The organism is Corynebacterium axilliensis, from assembly GCF_046097495.1.
GTDB lineage: Bacteria > Actinomycetota > Actinomycetes > Mycobacteriales > Mycobacteriaceae > Corynebacterium.
Genome location: NZ_CP175768.1, coordinates 119,658 through 137,282 on the forward strand (window position 1 = coordinate 119,658; position 17,625 = coordinate 137,282).

Sequence of the window (17,625 nt, forward strand, 5' to 3'; positions counted from 1 at the left end):
AGTCTTAGCGGTCCTTAGTGGTCTCGGCGGAACGGGTGCTCAATCGCCTCCTCGTAGGCGGCAAGGAGGGCTTGGGTGGATTCTACCCAGGAGTACTTCTCCGCTTCGCGTCGAGCCGCATCTCCCATCGCCTTTCGCCGGGATGGATCGCGCAGAAGGCCCAGCGCGGCGTTCGCCCAGGCGGAATCGTCAGCCTCGTCTGCGATGAGGTGCCCGGTCACTCCCTCCTCGATGACAAAGGGGATGCCGCCGGCATTGGTGCCGATGACCGGCACACCGGATGCAAACGACTCCAGGGCCACCAGGCCTAGCGTCTCCGTGGCGGAAGGGAAAAGGAACACGTCGCCGACGGCGAAGGCCGCGGCTAGTTCCTCGCCCGACAGGTAGCCAGTAAAGACCGTGTAGGCGGGGTCGAAGGAGTTCCTGAGCTCCTCCAGGGAGGGGCCGTCGCCGACAATGGCCAGGCGGGCGTCGCTATGCTCGGCGCGTACTAGCTGCATGACGTGATTGAGACGCTCCAAGTCCTTTTCCTTGGACACGCGGCCGACATAGGTGAGCAGCGGTGCCTCGGGATTGCCGCCAGTGAGCCGCTCACGCATGGCCGCGGTGGCACGGGAAGGCTGGTAGGCCTGCGTGTCCACCGCCTTGGGCCACAGCTTCACGTTGCGGATTCCCACCGCACGCGCCTTGTCCACCATGGGGCCCGACGTGCACAGGTTCACCGCAGCCTGGTTGTGCAGGTACTTCAACGCGGCTTCCGTCAGCGGGCGGGTCCACCCAATGCCGAGTGCGTCCACGTACTCCGGAACGTTGGTGTGGAAGCTCGCTACCAGGGGAACGGCATCGCGCTGCGCGGCGAAGACGCCCAGGGCAGCGGTCCAGATCGGGTTCACCGCATGGATGACGTCCGGATCGAAGTCCCGGATCTCCTTAAAGAAAGTCCAGGAGGGGAGACCGAACTTGATTTCCGGGTACACCCACAGAGATAGGCTCGGAATGCGGGTGACCTCGAATCCGGCGTAGGTGGCCGGAGCCTGGCCCGTGGCGAAGATGCGGACCTCATGCCCGAGGGCAGCGAGTTGGTCCAGCGTGCGCGTGAGGCGCGTGACCACACCGTCGATTTTGGGGAGGAAGACCTCAGTAACAATGGCGATGCGCATGGAGGGACTTAAGCCTCCGCCGCGCCGGGCAGGCCCGCATGCTGCTGCTTGGTCCACAGGGACTGTGCTGGAATCTTGGAGCGGTCCGCGCGGTCGGCGTACTTGCGGGCAACTTCTTCGACCTCATGGAGCAAGCCTTCCGACAAGGTAGTGGGCTCAAGCCCCAAGGACAGGAACGTGTCATTGGATACGAAAAGCTCGTTTTCCGCGGACTCCTTGCGCGGATTCGGCACGTAGGCCACCTCCGCGCCAGAGATCTTGGACACCAGCTCGGCCAGATCGCGCACGCGGTGGGTTTCCGTCATCTGGTTGATGATCTTGACTCGGTCGCCGCGCTCCGGCGGGTTGTTGAGTGCTAGCTCGATGCAGCGCACCATGTCCCGGATGTGGATAAACGCGCGGGTCTGGCCGCCGGTGCCGTGGACGGTGAGGGGGTAGCCAATACCTGCCTGGATGAGGAAGCGGTTGAGCACCGTGCCGTAATCGCCATCGTAGTCGAAACGGTTGATGAGGCGCTCGTCGCGCGCGGTCTGCTCGGTGTGGGTGCCCCAGATAATGCCCTGGTGCAGGTCGGTGATGCGCAGCTCGTCGTTCTTGGCGTAGTAGGCAAACAGGTGCTGGTCCAGCACCTTCGTCATGTGGTAGACCGACCCCGGGTTGGAGGGGTAGAGGATTTGTTGCTCCACCACGCCGTTATCCCCGGTATCCACCTGGACGTCCAGGTAGCCCTCCGGGATCTTCATGCCGGCGGTGCCGTAGCCGTAGACGCCCATGGTGCCCAGGTGCGCAACGTGAATGTCCTGGTCGGACTCCACGATGGCGGCGAGCAGGTTGTGGGTGGCGTTGATGTTGTTATCCACCGTGTAGCGCTTGGTGCGAGAGGACTTCATGGAGTACGGCGCGGCGCGCTGTTCGGCGAAGTGCACAACGGCGTCAGGGCGCTCGGTGGACAAGAAATCCAGCAGGGCATCGTAGTCCTGCGCTACGTCGATGTTGCGGAAACTAATGGTCTTGCCGGTCACTTCATTCCACGCGGCAAGGCGTTCGTCGATGCCCACGATGGGGGTGAGGGACTCAGCACCCAGCTCCGTGTCGATAGCGCGGCGGGAGAGGTTGTCCACGATTGTAACCTCGTGGCCTTGGTCGGAGAGATAGAGGGAGGCGGGCCAGCCGCAGAAACCGTCGCCGCCGAAAATCGCTACCTTCACTGTTTGTTTTCTCCACATCACTTGGTCGGGGGGCATTACCTACGGCGCCTTGTGCTCCGCCGTTTTGCTCCCGGACAGAGGGGAGTGGGGCGATACAGAACTAGCCGCCGGATGTGGAAGATCCACGCCGCGGCGGCAGGCACACTTTTAGAAACGATACCCGCCGGGCGCCTCCTGAGAGGGCCCGGCGGGTAAACAGTGAGTGAATGTTTCCTAAGGGTGTAGAAAATACGTGCGCCTAGGGCGCAGGAGAGACAGTGCGCAGGGCCGAGAACGCTCGCTTGACCAATTCTTCGGCACCGACCGAGTCATTGGTGAGCTGGTGCGTGGTGCATTCCTTCAGCGCCACGATGGCGGCACCGGCGCTGGCCTGCAGGAGAACTGCTACCTCGAAGGAGTCACGCGCGGGGAAGCGTGCGTGGAAGGCATCCAGGACGCCGTGCGCCACAGCGTCGTACTTCCTTTTCTCCTCGCTAGAGGTGCTGAGGTTCTCCAGGGCCTCGCCGACGCGAAACAGGGAAGGCAGAGAATGCAGCTCCGTCTGTTGGTCGCCGAGGGAGTCGAGGACGATGGATTCGAAGAGCTCGGTGATACCGCGTGCCTCCGGGAAGAGGTCCGGCACCTCAGCGCTGAACTGCTCAAGGACGTCCGCGGTGGAATACAGCAGCGCGTCGGCCGCGGAGGTGAAGTAGTTGTGGAAAGTGCGCGCAGACACCCCGGCGGCCTCGGCGATGGCGCCGACGGTGACCGAATCGCTGCCACCGCTCAGTGCGAGGCTTGCGGCGGCATCGGCCAGCGCGCGGCGCGTTGCCTCCTTCTTGGTTTCGCGCAGGCTAGCCATTGCGCACCTTTTCCTGCTGGAAGGCCAGGAGCTCGTCGCGGTTGCGGGACAGGGCTTCGCCCTCGATGTCGAGGTTCGGGGTGATCTTGTCCAGCCACTTCGGGTAGTACCACGCGCGGGAATCCAGGATGAACATGGTGGCCGGGATGATGAGCATGCGGACCACGAAGGCGTCGAACAGCACGCCCACCGCCAGGGCAAAGCCCATGGTCTTGATGAAGGGCTCATCCATGAGGATGAAGGCGGCGAAGACCGAAATCATAATCAGGGCGGCGGCGGTCACCACGCGGGCACCGTGCTTGAAGCCATTCGAGGTGGCGTTGCCCGCCGTCTTGCCGTGCGCATAGCCCTCGCGCATGCGGGTGACCAGGAAGACCTGGTAGTCCATGGCCAGGCCGAAGGTGAGGCCGATGAGCATGATGGGCAGGAAGGACAGCAGCGGCTGCGGGTCGTCAATGATGCCCAGCATGCCCTCCTGGAAGATGGCCACGGTCACGCCGAAGGCAGCACCCATGGACATAGCGAAGCCAGCCGCGGCGATGAGTGGTACCCACAGGGAGCGGAAGACGAGCATGAGCACGAGGAAGGCCAGGCCCAGGACGATGGCGATGTAGGGGACCAGGACGTCGCTCAGCTTTTGCGAAATGTCGTCGAAGATCGGGGTAATGCCCGTGATGCCGTAGCTGCCGCCGGTGGAATCCTCGAACTCCTGCTGGTAGTCGCGCAGGTGGTTGAGGGTCTCGGTGGTGGCCGGGTCAGTAGCGCCAGTGGTCGGGGTGATCATGACCTGGGCGGCGTCGCCGTTCTCCGTGGTCTGGACAATCTGGGCGTTCTCCACGCCCTCGGTGCCCTGAATCTTGGTGAGCAGCTCCTGGAAGGCCGGCATGCGGTCCTGCTCGGCCACGTTGGCGACGTCCACGAACGCGATCATCGGGGCATTGCGGCCAGGGCCGAAGGCCTCCTCCGTCATCTCGTAGGCGTCGCGCTGCGGCGTGCCGAGCTTCGCGGTGCCGTCCGTGGGCATGGCCAGGCGCAGCTGCGCGGCCGGGATGGTGAGAATACCCAGCAGGACCACGCCCGCGATGAGATGCAGCCACGGGTGAGCACGGATGCGGCGCACCCAGAGCAGGCCCATGGTCGGCTTCTCGTCCTCCGGATCCGGGACCTTGGGGCCGGGAACGCGGCCAGCAAAGATCTTCGTGCCCAGCAGGCCGAGCAGGCCCGGAATGAACGTCAGCGCCACGCACACCGCGATGATGACGGTGGCGGCCGCGGCCAGCGCCATGGTGGACAGGAAGGGGATGCCGATGATAATTAAGGCGGCAAGAGCAATGACCACGGTGATGCCGGCGAACACCACGGAGGAACCGGCGGTACCCAGCGCGATGCCCATGGCGTGCGCGCGGGTGGCTTTATCCATCTTCTTCAGCTCCTGAGCCAGTTCCTTCGGGCTCAGGTTATTGAGGCCAGAGGAGGTAATGAGCTCGTTGCGGAAGCGGTTCACAATGAACAGGGCGTAGTCAATGCCCACGGCCAGGCCGATCATGGAGGCCAGGGTCGGGGTCATATCAGAGATGGAATCCGTAAACAGGGTGCACAGCTGCACGCCCAGGATGCCCACGCCGACGCCGATTACGGCGGAGAGCAGCGGCATGCCGGCGGCGACGAAGGAGCCGAAGGTGATGAGCAGCACCACGGCGGCGACGATGAGGCCGATGATTTCGGCGGAGCCGTTCATGCCCTCGGCCGCGCCGTTGAAGGCGTTGCCGGAGTACTTCACGGTGAGATCGCTGCCCTCGCCATCGAAGTCCTTGAGCACGTCGGTGACTGCGGTGAGGTCTTCGTCCGGAATGTCCATGACATTCTCGGAATCAAAGGTCACAGACACGGTGCCGGTGCGCTTGTCCGCGCTGAGCGGGGAGAGCTGCTGCAGGTTCTTCTCAATCTGCTCCTGCGGCATGCCCTGCGCGGCCATCTTCTCGCTCATCTGCTGCTGCATTCCGGCGGCCGCCATGACGGGGCTGACCAGAGCGTCAGTATCGGTGAGAACCCCGGTGTCTTTGAGCTCACCGAGCAGCTTGTCGACGTCCCCCGCAACCTCCGGGTCCTCCAGAGTCTTTCCCTCGGGAGCCTGGATGAGCACGGAGCCCGACGGCTCGCTCATGGCATCGGTCTCGGTGCCGAAGCGCTCCATCATCTCCTCTTGGGTGACGGTGGAGTCCATGTCCGGCATGGAGAAGTTGGGGTTAGGGGATTTGGCAAAACCCGCGGCGAGGCCGCCGAGGGCGATGAGTAGTACCAACCAGAAGGCAAGGAAGGGCCATACCTTGCGGTATGACCAGCTGCCCAGGCGGTAGAGGAAGGTTGACATTGGATAGTCCTTTGCAGACGCGATGGGAAATTTCAGTATCAATGAAACTTTGCGCAGTATATGTAAGTTTGCGGGGTGGGTGCAACTTGAACGTGGTTGCTCGGACCCCGTGCCGGCACGTCACGGTCGCGCTGTAGACTGGCCCGCATGCTTGAAGCCGTGCTCAATGCCTTTGCCGATTCCGTCAACGCGCTGCTCATCGGCATCCTCGTGGCCATCGGCATCATGCTCCCGCGCGGCAGCTACCGGAAGATCGCCGCCCTGGTCATCGTGGGGGACTGGTTCGGCGTGCTCACCGCCGCCGCCGTGGTCATGTTCATCTTCGTCGGCATCCAGGACAAGGTCGCCGCCGCCTTGGGGTCACCGCTCATTGGTTTTGGGCTTATCGTCATCGGTGCGGCCTTGGGCCTTCTGGCCTGGCGCTCGAAGGGCGAGCCGAACGAGATGGTGCACAAACTCCTCGGCCCGCTGCGCACCCCGTCCCCGAAGACCGTGGTGGTGGGCTACCTCATGGGCGTTATCCAGTCCCTGACTTCCGTGCCCTTCTTTTACGGGCTGATGCACCTGGCCGCCGGGGACTTTAGCCGCACCGTGAAATACGGCGGGCTCTTCTTCTACGCCACCTTCGCGCTCTCCCTGCCCACCCTGTGCGGCCTGTTCATCGCGGTGGTGCGGGCCAAGCCGCACTCCTGGGCCGGGCGCGCCTTTTCTTGGGCGCGTGAGAACTCCACCGCCGTCTCGCTGTGGAGTGGCTACGGCGTGGCAGCCTTCCTCATCATCATGGGTGTGGTGTCCCTCCTGACGGCCTAGGCGGCCTCGATCGATACGGCAAGGGTGTTAGAGATTTCATAGTCGCCGGGTGCAGCGCTAAGCTCTGCCAGCCGTTGCTGCTCGCCGGCGTTCAGCGGAATGACCCAGCCTTTTGACGGATCATGCACCGCGCGCTCCTGTGCGCCGGTGGGGGAGAGATGCACGGTGGTCTGCGGCCCGCGCAGCCGCGCTGGCTCGCCAGCGCGCCCCACTTCCGCCAGCACCCGGGCCTCGGCCGGGGAGGTCACCAGGATGATGAGGTCCTCTGCGGTATGCACGGTCAAAGAATCCACCTCCACCTGCACCGCATGCGGATCGGGCGAGGCTAAGCGTGCGCCGGGCGTGGACACCAGATTCTTCAGAGCTGACAAGAGACCCATGGCGCGATCCTAGCCCGCGGGTACCATCGTTGACTGTGATTGACGCGAAAGATACAGCACTGGTCATCGAAGGCGGCGGGATGCGCAATTCCTACACCGCCGCCTGCATTGTCAAGCTTCTGCAGGAAGAGGTGGAGTTCGGCTGGGTCGGCGGCGTATCCGCCGGGTCCTCCCACACCGTGAACTTCCTCTCGCGCGACCCAATCCGCTCCGAGGACTCCTTCGTGGACTTTGCCAAGAACCCCAGCTTCGGCGGCCTCGGCTCGCTGCTGCGCGGCACCGGCTATTTCAATGCCGAATACATCTACGAGAAGGCCGCCGATCAGGACATGCCCTTTGACTGGGAGGCCTTCCGCAGCAATCCGGCGCAGGTGTGCATCTCCGCTGCCCGCGCCGATACCGGGGAGACGGTCTATTGGGGGCGCGAGGACATGCCAACGCAGGACGACCTTATGGTGCGCGTGCGCGCATCCTCGACGCTGCCGCTTATCATGCCCATGCGCATTATCGACGGCGCCCCGTACGTCGACGGCGCAATGGGCGAATCCGGGGGACTCCTCATCGAGCAGGCGGAGGAGGCCGGCTTTGAGAAGTTTCTCTTCCTCGGCACCAAGCCCCGCGGCTACGTCCGCCCGAAGGCGGGCCGCCCCACCGCGCTGCGCCGCATCTTCCGCAAGTATCCGGCCGTGGCGGAGGCCATGATTGCGCGCCCCGCCAAGTACAACGCGTCCAAGGACCGGCTCGTGGAACTGGAGAAGCAGGGCAAGGCCCAGCTCTTCTTCCCCGAGGACATGCAGGTTGCTTCCACCGAGCGCGACGTGGCCAAGCTCCGCTCCAACTTTGAAGCCGGCCGCGCGCAGACCTATGCGGAGTGGCCGGCGTGGCGGGAGTTCCTCACTTCCTAGCAGAAAACCAAGTGGGGCCTGCCAGTGTGGAGGGGGCGGGCGGATTTCCTAGAATATTATTCCGTGTTGTCAATATTTGATGGAAATATTTGGCTGAGCATCTTCTTTATTGCTCTGCTCGGCACGCTATTTGGAATGATTCCCTTCGGCCCCCTGCGCTTTGGCGCGGCGGGCACGCTGTTTGTCGGCTTGGCCATCGGCGCCTTTATAGACCTCGATGGCACGATCCTAAGCAGCCTGCAGGAGATGGGGCTGGGCCTCTTCATCTACATGCAGGGCCTGGCTGCCGGCGAGAGGTTCTTCAAGGGCTTTTCGGAGCAGCTCAAGCACATGATCACTGCGGCAGTCGCGGTCGTCACCGCCGCCGGTATGGCCCTGCTCGCGGGCGGCTGGCTGGGGCTATCGCCGCTGGCGTCTGTCGGTGTGTTCTCCGGCGCCACGACGTCGACGGCGTCGCTCGCTGTGGCTCAGCAGCAGACCGGCGAGGATCTTCCCGCCGTGGGCTACTCCCTGGGCTACCCCGTGGGCGTGGCGGTGGCCATCCTGCTCGTGGCAGTACTGCTCAAGCAGTCCTGGCCCGGCACCAAGGACAAGGACACCTCTGCAGAAGAGATCTTCCGCTCGCGGACCATTCGCGTGACGAAGAACATTTCCTACGAGGAGCTGGTGGAGCGCTTTGAGGATCACTTTGTCATCGCCACGATTCGCCGCGGCAATTCGGTGCGCGTGGCCGGTGATCACCCGGAGATCCGCAAGGGAGATATCCTCCGCGTGCTTGTTACCAAGGCCAAGCGGCATGAGCTTACCAACGCCCTGGGCAAGCGCCAGCCGCAGGTGCCCTTCGTGGACAAGCGTCTCACCATCGAAACCGTCGTCGTCTCCAACACGGATATCGCCGGACACACCGTGGAGGAGCTCGACCTATTTAAACGCTACGGCGGCCGCATCATCCGCATCCACCGCGGCGACGACGAGTTCCTCGCCTCCATGGATACCCACCTGGACGCCGGTGACCGCGTCGACCTCATTGTGCAGCAGGATCGCTTGGGCGATATCCGCGATTACTTTGGTGACTCGGTCCAGGCCTATTCGCAGTTGAACTGGGTGGCCGTCGGCGGCGGCCTGTTCCTGGGCTACCTTCTCGCACTCGTCGTGGTTCCCCTTCCGGGCGGCACGTCCTTCGAGCTGGGCTTCGCGCTCGGCCCGCTCATTGTCGGCCTCATCCTCGGCGCGCTGCATCGCACGCGACGTGTGCCGTGGAAGGTGCCGGCCTCCATTAACACCGCGTTCCAACAGTGGGGCCTGGTGATCTTCCTGTCTTCTGTGGGCCTTGCCTCCAGTGAGGCTTTCCTCTCCACGGCTTTCTCCATGACGGGCCTGAAGTGCATGGTGCTCGCCGCGATCATCACGGTGGCAGCCATTGCCATCTTTGCGGGGGCCAGCCGCGTGCTGGGCCAGTCGGAGACCCGCACCGCTGGCGGTATCTCCGGCGTCTTTGGTCAGCCCGCCGTGGTCAACTACGCCACAGAGATAAGCTCCGATTCCCGCATCATGACCGGCTACGCCGCCACCATCGTGGTGGCGCAGGTAGTCAAGATTGCGATTATTCCCATCATGCTGACGCTGTAGCGGATAAGTACGCCCTCGGTGGCGGACTAGTCCGCCACGAGCGTGTCGATGGTGAGCTCCGGGTGCTCCTTCTCCACGAAGGCCAGCTTCCACTTATCGCCGAAGAGGGCGATGAGCTCGCCATCGCTGCGGGTAAAGATTTCTACGCCGCGCTGGCGACCCAGCTCGGGGGCGGACTCGGCGTCGGTGCGGCGCGCCACGGAGTAGGGGATGGGCTCGGTGACGGTCTCCACGTTGTATTCGACCTCCATGCGGGCCTGCATGACCTCGAACTGCATGGGGCCGACGGCGGCCATGACCGGGGCGGCGTCGCCGCGGGTGTCGTTGCGCAGGATCTGGACCACGCCCTCGGCGGCCAGCTGATCCAGGCCCTTACGGAAGGCCTTGTAATCGCCCAAGGACTTCGCGCGCAGAATGCGGAAGGCCTCCGGTGCGAACTGCGGCATCGGCTTAAACTGCACCTTCTTGCCCGTGTAGATGGTGTCACCCGGGGCCAGCGAGCCGGCGTTGACCAGGCCCACGATGTCACCCGGGTAGGCGGACTCCACGGTGTCACGCGTGCGGCCGAAGACCGTCAGCGCGTACTTGGTGGAGAAGCTGCGGCCGGACTGGGCGTGGCTGACCTGCATACCACGCTCGAACTCACCGGAGACGACGCGCATAAACGCCAGGTTGTCGCGGTGCTTGCGGTCCATGCCCGCCTGCACCTTAAAGATGACGCCGGAGAACTCGTCGGTGACCTCACGGGTCTCATCGATGGCGGAGGACGCGGCCTCAATGGCCTTCGGATCAGACTCGCGCGAGTGCGGCTGCGGGGCAATGGCGCACAGCGTATCCAAAATCTGGTGCACGCCGAAGTTGAGCATGGCGGAGGCAAAGATGAGCGGGGAGGTCACGCACTGCTCGAAGAGCTCCTGGTCGTGCAGAGCGCCATCGGCAGCCAGCAGCTCCGCTTCCTCCACGGCGGTCTCCCACGCGTCCTCTTCCTTGTCCGCGGCCGCAGCGGGCGCGTAGTGCTCCTCCGGGGCAATGGTGGAACCACCGGCGGTGCGTAGGAAGTGAACGTATTCGTCGGCCTCGCCGTCATCATTGATGTGGGCTAGCCCGCGGAAGTCGCCGGCGATACCCACCGGCCAGTAGAGCGGCGTAGGTTGCAGCTGGATTTCGTTCACGATCTCGTCGACAAGCTCCAGCGGCTCCCGGCCCGCACGGTCCCACTTGTTGATCACGGTGATGATGGGCAGCCCGCGCGCCTTGCACACGCGGAAGAGCTTGAGGGTCTGGGGCTCGAGGCCCTTCGCGGCGTCGATCAGCATGACCGCCGCGTCGACTGCGGTGAGCACGCGGTAGGTATCCTCTGAGAAGTCCGCGTGGCCCGGTGTATCGACGAGGTTGATCATGTACGGCTCGCCCTCGTGGCCCTCCGGGGCGTACTCGAACTGCAGCGCCGAGGAGGCCACGGAAATACCGCGGTCCTTCTCCATCTCCATCCAGTCAGAGACCGTGGACTTGCGGTTGCCCTTGCCGTGCACCGCGCCGGCCTCATTAATAACGTGGGCGTGCAGCGCCAGCGCCTCCGTCAGCGTGGACTTACCAGCATCCGGGTGGGCGATGACGGCGAATGTGCGGCGGCGGGAAGCTTCGGAGGCAATACTCATGCGGGCTAGTTTAGCCGCTGGGTGCTACCACTCCACATCGAGCTGGCGTCCCAGATCATCAAAGATGCGGCGCGCCACGGAGAGCTTCTTCGCAATCGGGCGCCGCAGTCCCGGCTTGCGCTTGTTGGTGTAGTACTCACCGGACTCGAAGTGGATGCCGGGAGTGCCGGTAAGGAAGAACGCGAGGTTCTCGCCGCCCTCCTCGGCCTTGCCAAAGCGCTTGCCCACCACGCTGGCGTAGAGCTTGCTGGTGGCGCTTGTCGACGTCGTCCCGAACCCCGTCTTCAGCACACCCGGGTGGAAGGCCACGGCGGTCAACCCGTGCGAATCCAGGTAGCGGGTGAGCAGAATATCTCCCAGCTTGGCGTTGCCGTAGGCGCGCTCCGCAGTGAACTTCTCAAACGTGTTGGGATCACCCGGATCGAAAGAGGACATGAGCATGTTCGCCACCGAGGAGGTCTGCACCACGGTGGCGTCGCTATCCCGCAGAGTATCCCGCAGCAGGGACGTCAGCAGGAACGGGGCCACCACGTTGACCTGCCAGGTGCGCTCGAAGCCATCGGCGGTGGCAAAGGGGCCGTCGAAAATGCCGCCGGCGTTGTTAGCCATGGCATCGATCCGGTCGTACCTGCCCAATTCCTCAGCCAAGCGCCGCACCTGGCCCAAGGACTCGAAGTCCGCCACGTGATAGCTGGCGCCAACCTCATCTGCCACGGCCTGAATCTTCTCCGGGTTGCGGCCAACGAGCACGAGCGTGTCCTGCGGGCGGCGTTGGCGCAGGATGCGCGCGGCGGATGCTCCAATGCCGCCAGAGGCTCCGGTGATGACGATGGTGCGGGGTTCGTGCGGGGAGGATGGGAGGTGGCTCATAGTTGTCCAGTTTAGGGCGAACTCACCGAACTCGCCGTGGCTTTACTGCGCTTTGACGGCTTTGACGGCTTTAACGCCGCGAGTGGATCTCGTTCTGGGCCTTGCCCAGCCCCTGGGCGATGATAAACCGCGCGGCCTGGGCGGCAGTGGCGATGGAGGCATCGAACTCCGGGGTGGCGTCGACAGGCGCTAGCACCCAGTCCGAAATGGAGCCGCCCTTGGCCGGGCGGCCGATGCCTACGCGCACGCGCAGGTAGTCTCGGGTGCCCAGGCGCTCGGTGAGGGACTTGAGCCCATTGTGGCCGTTTTCGTTTCCGCCCTTTTTCACGCGCACCGTGCCGGCGGGCAGATCCAGCTCGTCATGAATGACGATGATGCGCTCCGCTGGCACTCCCAGCTGCTGGGCTAGGGGAGCGATGGGATCCCCGGACAAGTTCATGTAGGTGTGCGAGCGCAGTACGACAACGGGGGTGCCGGCGACATCGATGCGCGCGGCACTGAGCTGGTGGCCCGTGACCGGCTCGAGCACGTCGCCCGTCTCCGCCAGCAGATCATCTAGTGCCATGTAACCCACGTTGTGGCGGGTCGCCGCGTACTTCGCGCCGGGGTTGCCCAGGCCCACGACGATCCACTCGGCGCTCAGGGACGCCGGATCGATGCCCGAATCTGCGCGCCGAGAGGACGCCGTGGATCCAGCGGAACCAGCGGAGCCGCCGAAGAGGCGGGTGAAGAAGTCACGGAGGGTGGACACAACTACTCCCTTCAGGGATTGTCTTTAAGCTTGGGGCCATGAGCCAGCTTCTTGAGACTATCACCTGCCCCGTCCTACCTGCCCCGATGGCCGGTGGGCCCACCACACCGGCGCTCGTGCGCGCCGCGGAATCCGCCGGTTCCTTCGGCACTCTGGGGCTGGGAAGCGCCACCGTAGCCTCGGCGCAGGAGTCCATTCACGCCTGCGGGGGTACTCGTTTCGGCGTCAACCTCTTCCACCCGCAGCGCGCGCTTACTGCTACAGAGATGGCGGCCGTGCGCGACCTAGCGGACCACGAGGGCGCCGTGCCCGGCAACGTCTCCCTGGACTTCGGCTGGCACGACAAGCTCACCGCGGCACTCACCGGTGGGGCAGCGGTTCTGTGGTCCATGTTCGGCACCTTCAGCGCCGAGGAGGTCGAGCGCATCCATGCACAAGGCGCGGAGGCGTGGACCACGGTGACTACCCCGGAGGAGGCGCGTAGTGCCGCCGAGCGCGGCGTCGACGCGTTGTGCGTTCAAGGCCCGGAGGCCGGCGGCCACCGCGGAGTGTGGGACCCGGGTGCGGAGCCGGACCAGCGCCCGCTGGCAGAGCTCGTGAGCGCCGTGCACGCAGTGGTGGACTTGCCGCTCATTGCTGCGGGTGGGCTGCGGACCAGGGAGGACGTGGCCCGCGCCCTGTCGTGGAGTGGAGTTCGTGCGGTTAGCTGTGGCTCGGCCTTCCTGCTGGCCGACGAGGCCGGAACCAGCCCCCACAACCGCGCGCTGCTGCGCCGGGGTGGCGCCACTGTATCTACCCGCGCATTCTCCGGGCGCTATGCCCGCGGCCTAGAGACCCCCTACACCCGCGCCCACGCGGAGCTGCCGCTGGTGTACCCCTACCTCAACGCGCTGCTCAAGCCGCGTCGTGCCGCCCACGATCCGGAGGTGGACTACTGCCTTGTCGGCACCGAGGTGGAGAAAATCAACGGGGGTAGTGTGGCGCAGATCCTCGCGCAACTGTGCCCAAACGGACATCCTTAATGGTTAATATTTACGGTTGGACAGAGTTATACACCCCCTTATTAATTAGAAAAGGAAACACAACACGTGACTGCGAACGCGCACATTGGACACGAGGACTGGAACGAGCGCCTGGAGCTGGCCCAGGAGATGATTCCGCTCATCCACCAGTTGCACCGCAACAACAATGTCGTGACCTCCATCTACGGTCGCCTCCTCATCGGCGTGACGGACATCGACATCATCAAGGCGCACCGATACGCCCGCCGTATCGCCGAGCGTGAGCTTTCCACCGCGGAGACCCTGCCCATCCTCAAAGAACTGTGCGCGATGAACCTGGGTACCGCGTCCGTCGACCTGGGCCGCCTGGCCACAGGCTTTGCCGAGTCCGGTTCCGACAACCTGCGCAAGTACCTGGAGGAGACCCTCGTGGATCTCGTCGGTGCCGGCGTAGACAAGGAGACCACCGACGTGGTCCTGTACGGCTTCGGCCGCATCGGTCGCCTCCTCGCCCGCATCCTCATCGCCCGCGAGGCCGCCTACGGTGGAGTGCGCCTGCGTGCCATCGTGGTGCGCAAGAAGGGCGACATTGACATCTTCAAGCGCGCTTCCCTCCTGCGCCGCGATTCCGTCCATGGTGCCTTCAACGGCACCATCGCCGTGGACGAGGAGAACGAGGTCATCTGGGCCAACGGCACCAAGATCCAGATGATCTACGCCAACGACCCGGCGGAGATCGACTACACCCAGTACGGCATCGACAACGCCATCGTTGTCGACAACACCGGCGTGTGGCGCGACCGTGAGGGCCTGTCCCAGCACCTTGCAGCCAAGGGCGTGTCCCGAGTGCTGCTCACCGCGCCGGGCAAAGGCGACCTGAAGAACATCGTCTACGGCATCAACCACGGTGACATCGACGACACCGATCAGATCCTCTCTGCCGCATCCTGCACCACCAACGGCATCACCCCAGTACTCAAGGTCATCAATGACCGCTACGGTGTTGTCCACGGCCACGTGGAGACCGCTCACTCCTTCACCAACGACCAGAACCTCATCGATAACTTCCATAAGGGAGATCGCCGCGGCCGCGCCGCCGGCCTCAACATGGTTCTCACGGAGACCGGCGCAGCAAAGGCCGTGGCCAAGGCCGTTCCGGAATTTGAGGGCAAGCTCACCGGCAACGCTATCCGCGTTCCTACCCCGGACGTGTCGATGGCGGTGCTCAACCTGGAGCTGGAGAAGGAAGCAGACCGCGACGAGGTTAATGACTTCCTGCGCAACGTCTCCTTGCACTCCAACCTGCGCCAGCAGATCTCCTATATTGCCTCCCCGGAGGTCGTCTCCTCCGACTTCGTGGGCTCTACCCACGCCGGCGTGGTTGACGGACTGGCCACCATTGCCTCAGGCAAGCACCTCGTGCTCTACGTCTGGTACGACAACGAGTTCGGCTACTCCAATCAGGTCATCCGCATTGTGGAGGACATCGCCGGTGCCCGCCCGGAGGTCTACCCCAAGCGCGTTGACGTCTCTGAGCTCTAAGCGCTAGAAAACGAACACCGCCCACACCATGCAGCGCGGGCGGTGTTTCGCTGTTTTAGGGTCCTGCTCGGTCTGCGAGCTAGCTTTGCCAGGATGCTTCAAACGCGCAACTGCCCGATCTGCCAAAAGTACGGGCCAAGATCGAAAAATCTAGACTGCTTTTGTCAGATTCGTCAGTTTTAGCGGGGAGACAGCGCACGCGTGTGGAGCAGACGCCGTGCGAGCAACGCGGCAACCACACAGAGCACCGCGGTCAGCGCCATGGCGATGGCGTAGCGCAGAGGCGAGTGCGCAACTAAGGGCCAAGCAGGGAAGGCAAGGAGCCAGAGGCTGGTTTCTGCCAAGACATCGCCGCCCAAGGTGACGGAGACGATCGTGCCTACGATGGTGAGGGCGATAGCGCTCACGGTGCCGAAGCGAATAACCAAAACGAGTGACACAGCCGCGATGACAAAGCCCACCCCAACTGCAAGGGGGAATGCCGAAAGCTGGGCAGCGACATTGCCACCTGCGAGCGCACTGGCCAGGTAAGCGGCAGCGCATACCGCCAGGATGACACACAGGAACCAGAGGAGAATCCCGGATGTGCCGAACCGTGTTTCCATATGGACCAACGGCCATGAATCAGCTACACGGGGCCAAACGAGGACCGGCAAGATACCTGCGCCGACCGGAAGCAGAAAGAAGTGAAAGAAACCTTCGACGTAGTTAGCGGGATGCAGAGCTACAAAACCGAGCGTGGAAACGCTGAGCAACAGGCAAGATAACACCGCTGGGCTAAAAGCCGCGTGGTGCAGCCCCAACAATGTGGACCACGGCGAGGACTGCGCTGCGGCACGGGAATGTTCCGTTGGTTTCCATGATTGGGCTTCTTCCACGGTGGCATTAGTCCGCGTCGCCGTAGACCGTGCGACGGTGAAACGCAGCGGGAACACTGGCCGGTATCGACGCGGCGTGAAGACCGCAGCTAATGACCCAAGCAGGGCAAGGATGACACACAAAACGAGAGCTGGAAACGGACTGCTGGTCAGTAGTGGGTCGTGTGGCTCAAGAGGCACCGAGTTCTGATGAATACGCAGTGCGGGCAAAAGAAGCCGTTGCGGCCATGCTGGTGGAAAGGCCCACCACCTGCCTGTTTCGACAGTGCTCGGAAGGACGCTGACTATTTGCCACAGGACCGCTGCCACGAGTGCTAATGCGAAGCCCAGTCGACGGGCACAGGCTGCGGAAAGCCCAGCAATGCCAAGCGCACCAAGGAAGGAGTAGAGCCCAGCTACGAGGATAAGTTCATGATTCTCGCGCCCCTGGGCAGCGACAACGAACCAGGAAACACCAAAGTTCAGAATATGGAAGACCGCAAGGCTGACAATGACAACGATAAAGCGGGCAGCATTCTCGAGACGCGGGTTGAGGTTTCTCCATTGCGTTCCGCCGCTGCGAGTGATGGTCTCGCGGCGTTCTGGAATGGCAGCGAACAGCCCAGTAAGAGGGGCATACATGCCGGTAACAAACAAGGATTGCCAAGCCAAGACGCCCGTGGCATCAGTGCGTGCTGAGGCCATTAAGGAGAAAATGATTGTCATGATGACCAGCGGTAGCGCCAGCAAAGGCAACCACTGTAGGGCACTTCCGCGGCTGCGTAGTAGTTCTGCCGAAAGGTAACTCGGGCGAGGTGCTGTGGTGTGCTTAGGCACGTGATTCCCCTTCCCGAGAGGTAGGTGCTTGGGAGGCATGACCCGGTGAGGTAAGCCGGAAGAATTCCTCTTCCAACTGGCCACGGGGTGCTAGCTGGTGCAGGGAACCGGAATATCGAATCCTGCCCTCGGCCAAGACCGTGATGTCATGTGCAAGATGCAAAACTTCACCAAGCTGGTGGGAGCTTACGATAACGGTGTGCCCAGCCGCGGCCAGTTGCTGTAGTAGCTCCCGCAACTCCATGATGCCTTGGGGATCGAGGCCATTCTGAGGCTCATCAAGGACAAGAATCTCTGGATCACCGAGGAGTGCTTGTGCCAAAGCCAAGCGGGCCTTCATACCGGTGGAAAAGGATTTCGCCTTCTTAGTGCCTACGCCGCTGAGCCCAGCGATGGAGAGAACCCGATCAATCTCGGAATCAGGAAGGCTCAGAAGTCGAGCGTGAACGCGAAGATTCGCCGTGACAGACAGATGACCATAAAAAGCTGGCCCGTTCACAGTGGCACCAATACGGCGAAGCACATTGCGGTTCCAAGGTTGGCCCGCCACGTTGATGGAGCCCGAGTCAGGCGGCAGGAGACCTAAGAGGATGGAAAAGAGCGTCGATTTTCCTGCCCCGTTGCGCCCGAGCAGTGCATGCACGCGGCCCGGGGAGATGCGGAAGGAAACATCATCGAGGACTCGTTGCCGACCAAAAGATTTCGAAATGTGCTCAAAAGAGATATCGCAATTCATAGAATGCAGTATCGCCGGGGCGCATCATAAAGTAATCCGCCTGCATGATGGTCTTCAGTGAGCAGACCT

At 63.3% G+C, this 17,625-nt stretch carries 15 protein-coding genes; 5 read left to right on the forward strand and 10 right to left on the reverse strand.

The genetic code is table 11. The features are described 5' to 3' along the window. Positions 1-14: 14 nt before the first annotated feature. The 4 genes from ACKFR8_RS00675 to ACKFR8_RS00690 form a co-directional block, all read right to left on the reverse strand. Positions 15-1,160: a glycosyltransferase family 4 protein gene (locus ACKFR8_RS00675; RefSeq protein WP_408930308.1), complete on the reverse strand. Its 1,146-nt coding sequence runs from the start codon at positions 1,158-1,160 to the stop codon at positions 15-17. Positions 1,161-1,168: 8 nt separating this feature from the next. Continuing rightward, positions 1,169-2,368, reverse strand: coding sequence for an NAD-dependent epimerase/dehydratase family protein (locus ACKFR8_RS00680; RefSeq protein WP_408930309.1), 1,200 nt, complete (start codon positions 2,366-2,368; stop codon positions 1,169-1,171). A 238-nt stretch (positions 2,369-2,606) separates the two neighbouring features. Beyond that, the gene (locus tag ACKFR8_RS00685; protein ID WP_408930310.1) at positions 2,607-3,209 is read right to left on the reverse strand and encodes a TetR/AcrR family transcriptional regulator; all 603 of its coding nucleotides are present in this window, start codon (positions 3,207-3,209) and stop codon (positions 2,607-2,609) included. Then, positions 3,202-5,580, reverse strand: coding sequence for an MMPL family transporter (locus ACKFR8_RS00690; protein WP_408930311.1), 2,379 nt, complete (start codon positions 5,578-5,580; stop codon positions 3,202-3,204). The genes ACKFR8_RS00685 and ACKFR8_RS00690 overlap by 8 nt, the downstream gene beginning before the upstream one ends. Positions 5,581-5,727: 147 nt before the next feature. Here ACKFR8_RS00690 and ACKFR8_RS00695 point away from each other — a divergent pair, with 147 nt between their 5' ends. Beyond that, entirely contained in the window at positions 5,728-6,390 is a 663-nt protein-coding gene (locus ACKFR8_RS00695) for a hypothetical protein (protein WP_408930312.1), read from the forward strand. Here ACKFR8_RS00695 and ACKFR8_RS00700 read toward each other — a convergent pair. Next, a complete protein-coding gene (locus tag ACKFR8_RS00700; protein WP_408930313.1) occupies positions 6,387-6,770 on the reverse strand; it encodes a hypothetical protein in 384 nt (127 codons plus the stop codon). The two genes, ACKFR8_RS00695 and ACKFR8_RS00700, sit on opposite strands and share 4 nt — an antisense overlap. A gap of 35 nt (positions 6,771-6,805) precedes the next feature. On the opposite strand from ACKFR8_RS00700, the gene ACKFR8_RS00705 reads away from it, so the two are divergent. After that, positions 6,806-7,675, forward strand: a complete 870-nt coding sequence (locus ACKFR8_RS00705; RefSeq protein WP_408930314.1) for a patatin-like phospholipase family protein — start codon at positions 6,806-6,808, stop codon at positions 7,673-7,675. A gap of 63 nt (positions 7,676-7,738) precedes the next feature. After that, positions 7,739-9,304 carry an aspartate-alanine antiporter-like transporter gene (locus ACKFR8_RS00710; protein ID WP_296131984.1) on the forward strand — a complete coding sequence of 522 codons (1,566 nt, stop codon included), beginning with the start codon at positions 7,739-7,741 and terminating at the stop codon, positions 9,302-9,304. A 26-nt stretch (positions 9,305-9,330) separates the two neighbouring features. Here ACKFR8_RS00710 and ACKFR8_RS00715 read toward each other — a convergent pair whose 3' ends face one another. From ACKFR8_RS00715 to pth, 3 genes are all read right to left on the reverse strand, one after another. After that, entirely contained in the window at positions 9,331-10,962 is a 1,632-nt protein-coding gene (locus ACKFR8_RS00715) for a peptide chain release factor 3 (protein ID WP_408930315.1), read from the reverse strand. Positions 10,963-10,986: 24 nt separating this feature from the next. Next, positions 10,987-11,832 carry an SDR family NAD(P)-dependent oxidoreductase gene (locus tag ACKFR8_RS00720; RefSeq protein ID WP_408930316.1) on the reverse strand — a complete coding sequence of 282 codons (846 nt, stop codon included), beginning with the start codon at positions 11,830-11,832 and terminating at the stop codon, positions 10,987-10,989. A gap of 70 nt (positions 11,833-11,902) precedes the next feature. After that, positions 11,903-12,583, reverse strand: a complete 681-nt coding sequence (pth, locus tag ACKFR8_RS00725) for an aminoacyl-tRNA hydrolase (RefSeq protein ID WP_408930317.1) — start codon at positions 12,581-12,583, stop codon at positions 11,903-11,905. A gap of 38 nt (positions 12,584-12,621) precedes the next feature. On the opposite strand from pth, the gene ACKFR8_RS00730 reads away from it, so the two are divergent. Both ACKFR8_RS00730 and ACKFR8_RS00735 read left to right on the forward strand, forming a co-directional pair. Then, complete coding sequence (locus ACKFR8_RS00730; protein ID WP_408930318.1) at positions 12,622-13,605, forward strand: NAD(P)H-dependent flavin oxidoreductase; 984 nt, start codon at positions 12,622-12,624, stop codon at positions 13,603-13,605. 66 nt (positions 13,606-13,671) lie between these two features. Further along, positions 13,672-15,126, forward strand: coding sequence for a glyceraldehyde-3-phosphate dehydrogenase (locus tag ACKFR8_RS00735; protein ID WP_296131968.1), 1,455 nt, complete (start codon positions 13,672-13,674; stop codon positions 15,124-15,126). Positions 15,127-15,305: 179 nt separating this feature from the next. Here the strand turns inward: ACKFR8_RS00735 and ACKFR8_RS00740 are convergent, their stop codons facing one another. Continuing rightward, positions 15,306-16,733, reverse strand: coding sequence for a hypothetical protein (locus ACKFR8_RS00740; RefSeq protein WP_408930319.1), 1,428 nt, complete (start codon positions 16,731-16,733; stop codon positions 15,306-15,308). A 79-nt stretch (positions 16,734-16,812) separates the two neighbouring features. Next, positions 16,813-17,556: an ATP-binding cassette domain-containing protein gene (locus ACKFR8_RS00745; RefSeq protein WP_408930320.1), complete on the reverse strand. Its 744-nt coding sequence runs from the start codon at positions 17,554-17,556 to the stop codon at positions 16,813-16,815. Positions 17,557-17,625 lie beyond the last annotated feature (69 nt).